We start from the raw sequence: 3236 nt of genomic DNA, 5'->3' as shown, positions 1-3236 counted from the left end.
CCGGCCGCGGCCGCCACGAGCACCGTCTCGCTCGGCACCGGGGGGAAGAAGCCGTCGATCACGGTGACCGTGAACAGGACCAGGTACAGCCAGGGCGAGGCGATGGCCTGCATGATGAGCTCGTTGAGGATGTCCACTCCTGCACGCTATGCAGGGCGTACCCGGGCGGTCATCCCTCTGGGGTATCGCGGGCCTCACTCTCCGGGCTGATCTTGCTGACCGCCGCTCCCGGCCATGGCACTTATACTGGGAGGCTGGCCGATCGGCCGAACACCCTCCCTGAAAGAACGGACGTCCGCTGTGCTTGCCGTGCACGACCTCGAGATCCGCGTTGGCGCGCGCCTGCTGATGGAGAACGTCTCGTTCCGCGTCGCCGACGGAGACAAGATCGGACTCGTCGGCCGCAACGGGGCCGGGAAGACCACGCTCACCAAGGTGCTCGCCGGTGATGTCCTGCCCTCCGGCGGCAGCGTGACACGGTCCGGCGAGCTCGGCTACCTTCCGCAGGACCCGCGTTCCGGAAACCCCGAAGACCTGGCGCGCACGCGCATCCTCGATGCCCGCGGACTCGGGCAGCTGAACCTCGGGATGACCGAGGCGGCACTCGCGATGGGCTCGGACGACCCCGCCGTCGCCGACAAGGCGATGAAGCGCTACGCCCGCCTGACCGAGCAGTTCGAGGCCCAGGGCGGCTACGCCGCGGAGGCCGAGGCGGCGTCGATCGCGAACAACCTGTCGCTTCCCGACCGGATCCTGGATCAGCCGTTGTCGACGCTCTCCGGTGGTCAGCGTCGCCGCATCGAGCTCGCCCGTATCCTCTTCTCCGATGCTCAGACGATGATCCTCGACGAGCCCACCAACCACCTCGACGCAGACAGCGTCGTGTGGCTCCGCGAGTTCCTCAAGGGGTACAAGGGCGGCCTGATCGTCATCAGCCACGATGTCGAGCTCGTCGGCGAGACCGTCAACCGCGTGTTCTACCTCGACGCGAACCGCCAGATCATCGACACGTACAACATGAACTGGAAGAACTACCTGCGCCAGCGGGTGGCCGACGAGGAGCGTCGCAAGAAGGAGCGCGCCAACGCCGAGAAGAAGGCCACGACCCTGCAGTTGCAGGCGGCACGCTTCGGCGCGAAGGCATCCAAGGCCGCTGCGGCGCACCAGATGATCGCGCGCGCCGAGAAGCTGCTGGCCGGACTCGACGAGGTCCGCCAGGAAGACCGGGTCGCGAAGCTGCGCTTCCCGAAGCCGGCGCCCTGCGGCAAGACGCCGATGATGGCGTCCGGACTCTCGAAATCGTACGGATCGCTCGAGATCTTCACCGATGTCGACCTCGCCATCGACCGCGGCTCCAAGGTCGTGGTGCTCGGCCTCAACGGTGCGGGCAAGACCACGCTGCTGCGGATGCTCGCGGGTGTGGACCAGCCCGACACCGGACAGCTCGAGCCGGGGCACGGCCTCAAGGTCGGCTACTACGCGCAGGAGCACGAGAACCTCGACGTGAACCGTTCGGTGCTCGAGAACATGGTCTCGGCCGCACCGCACATCACCGAGACCGAGGCGCGCAAGGTGCTGGGTTCGTTCCTGTTCACCGGCGACGACGTGCTGAAGCCCGCGGGAGTCCTCTCCGGTGGAGAGAAGACGCGTCTTTCGCTCGCGACTCTCGTCGTCTCCTCGGCGAACCTGCTGCTGCTCGACGAGCCGACCAACAACCTCGACCCCGCCTCGCGCGAGGAGATCCTCGGCGCCCTCGCGCACTACGAGGGTGCTGTCGTCCTCGTCTCCCACGATCCCGGTGCCGTGCAGTCGCTCAACCCGGAGCGCGTGCTTATCCTGCCCGACGGAGTCGAAGACATCTGGAGCCAGGAGTACCAGGACCTCATCGAGCTCGCCTGAGGCGCGCACGCATGTCGGCGGCCCGTTGTAGCGTGACGGCATGGATCCCGCTCATATCCGTGCCGTGTGCTGGGACTGGAACGGCACGCTGCTCGATGACGTGGAGATCTGCCGTCAGGTGATGAACGCCGTGCTCGAGGAACACGCGCTCGATCCGCTGGTCGATGAGCACGCGTATCGATCGGTCTTCCGATTCCCGATCCGAGACTTCTACGGCTCCGTCGGGCTCGGTGACGACAGGTTCGTGTCCGCCGCGACGGCCTACCTCGACCTGCTCGCGTTGCGCGTCGGAGAGGCGCAGCTCCACCCCGATGCGCGTGCGACGCTCGCGGCGCTCCGCGAACGCGGCCTCCGTCAGGTGCTCGCCTCGGCAACCCTTCCCGATGCGCTCGCGCGGCAGATGGCCCCGCACGATCTGGTCCATGCATTCGAAGACGTGCTGTCGATCGACGACCCGTATCGGGCATCGAAGCACGACGCCATCGCGCGGTGGCTGTCGAGATCCGGCCTCCGGCCGAGCGCTGTGCTCGTCATCGGTGACACCAATCACGACCGGGAGATCGCCGCCGATCTCGGCACGGAGTTCATCCATTTCGACGGCGGGCACCAGAACTGGTCCGGTGACACGCGTCGGATCGCGACGCTCGGCGAACTGCTCGACGTGCTGCCCCCGATCGCCGATCATCCCGAGCTGAGGGAACTCGCCTGAGTCTTCCGACGTGCCGTCGTTGCTCCCATGTCGCCACCCTGGCGACAGTGGACGAAGACGGCATGCCCCGGATGCGCGCTCACTGATCCTCAAGGGCGTCGACGAGCGCGGATGGGCCTTCCGGAATCGGGTCGAATTCTGGCAGGGGTCCCCGGACCGTGATCACACGCGGATCGTCTACGAGCGCACGGATGCCGGCTGGGCACGCACGGTGACGCCCTGGACGGGCTGACATCGCACGAGTCGGTCAGCGGACGTCGAGCAGCTCGTCTTCGACGTCGGCGTCGTGGTCCTTGCGCCGTGGAGTCTTCACGGGTGTCGGGACGCCCTCGACGTCCTCACGGTGCTTCACGATCTCGGTCCGGATGATGTAGCCGATGAAGATGAAGCCCATGAGGGCGAACAGGATCCATTGGATCGCGTAGGAGAGATGCGGGCCCGGGTCGTCGGTGGGGGAGTCGAAGCCACCCAGCGCGCCGGCGCCGGCCGGCTCTTCGGTCACGACGCGGCCGTAGGCGCTGGTGATCACATCTCCGTCGGTCAGCGCGGCGATGGAGGGCAGATGAATGGTCGGCACCTGACCTTCCGGTGCGCCGCGGCCTGATGCGGGCAGCTGTTCCCCGGGCCG

General features: G+C 67.2%; 4 protein-coding genes and 1 pseudogene. 3 read left to right on the top strand and 2 right to left on the bottom strand.

What is annotated here, in order from left to right:
- Positions 1-113 (bottom strand): annotated as a pseudogene (locus ACNPM4_RS20870) (DedA family protein); the annotation flags it as partial.
- A 187-nt stretch (positions 114-300) separates the two neighbouring features.
- On the opposite strand from ACNPM4_RS20870, the gene abc-f reads away from it, so the two are divergent.
- The 3 genes from abc-f to ACNPM4_RS20855 are packed head-to-tail and all read left to right on the top strand — an operon-like array spanning position 301 to position 2840.
- Positions 301-1899 (top strand): ribosomal protection-like ABC-F family protein, encoded by a 1599-nt coding sequence (gene abc-f, locus ACNPM4_RS20865; protein WP_029261766.1) that lies wholly within the window; start codon positions 301-303, stop codon positions 1897-1899.
- Between the two features lie 40 nt (positions 1900-1939).
- The gene (locus ACNPM4_RS20860) at positions 1940-2608 is read left to right on the top strand and encodes an HAD family hydrolase (RefSeq protein WP_448987038.1); all 669 of its coding nucleotides are present in this window, start codon (positions 1940-1942) and stop codon (positions 2606-2608) included.
- A 10-nt stretch (positions 2609-2618) separates the two neighbouring features.
- Positions 2619-2840 carry a pyridoxine 5'-phosphate oxidase C-terminal domain-containing protein gene (locus ACNPM4_RS20855; protein ID WP_448987037.1) on the top strand — a complete coding sequence of 74 codons (222 nt, stop codon included), beginning with the start codon at positions 2619-2621 and terminating at the stop codon, positions 2838-2840.
- 15 nt (positions 2841-2855) lie between these two features.
- On the opposite strand, the gene ACNPM4_RS20850 is transcribed toward ACNPM4_RS20855, so the two are convergent.
- Positions 2856-3236: SURF1 family protein (locus ACNPM4_RS20850; RefSeq protein WP_473965310.1), on the bottom strand; the 381-nt coding region annotated here is incomplete at its 5' end.

It is taken from the genome of Microbacterium umsixpiens, assembly GCF_053543675.1.
This window is presented reverse-complemented; position numbering and strand designations above follow the sequence as displayed.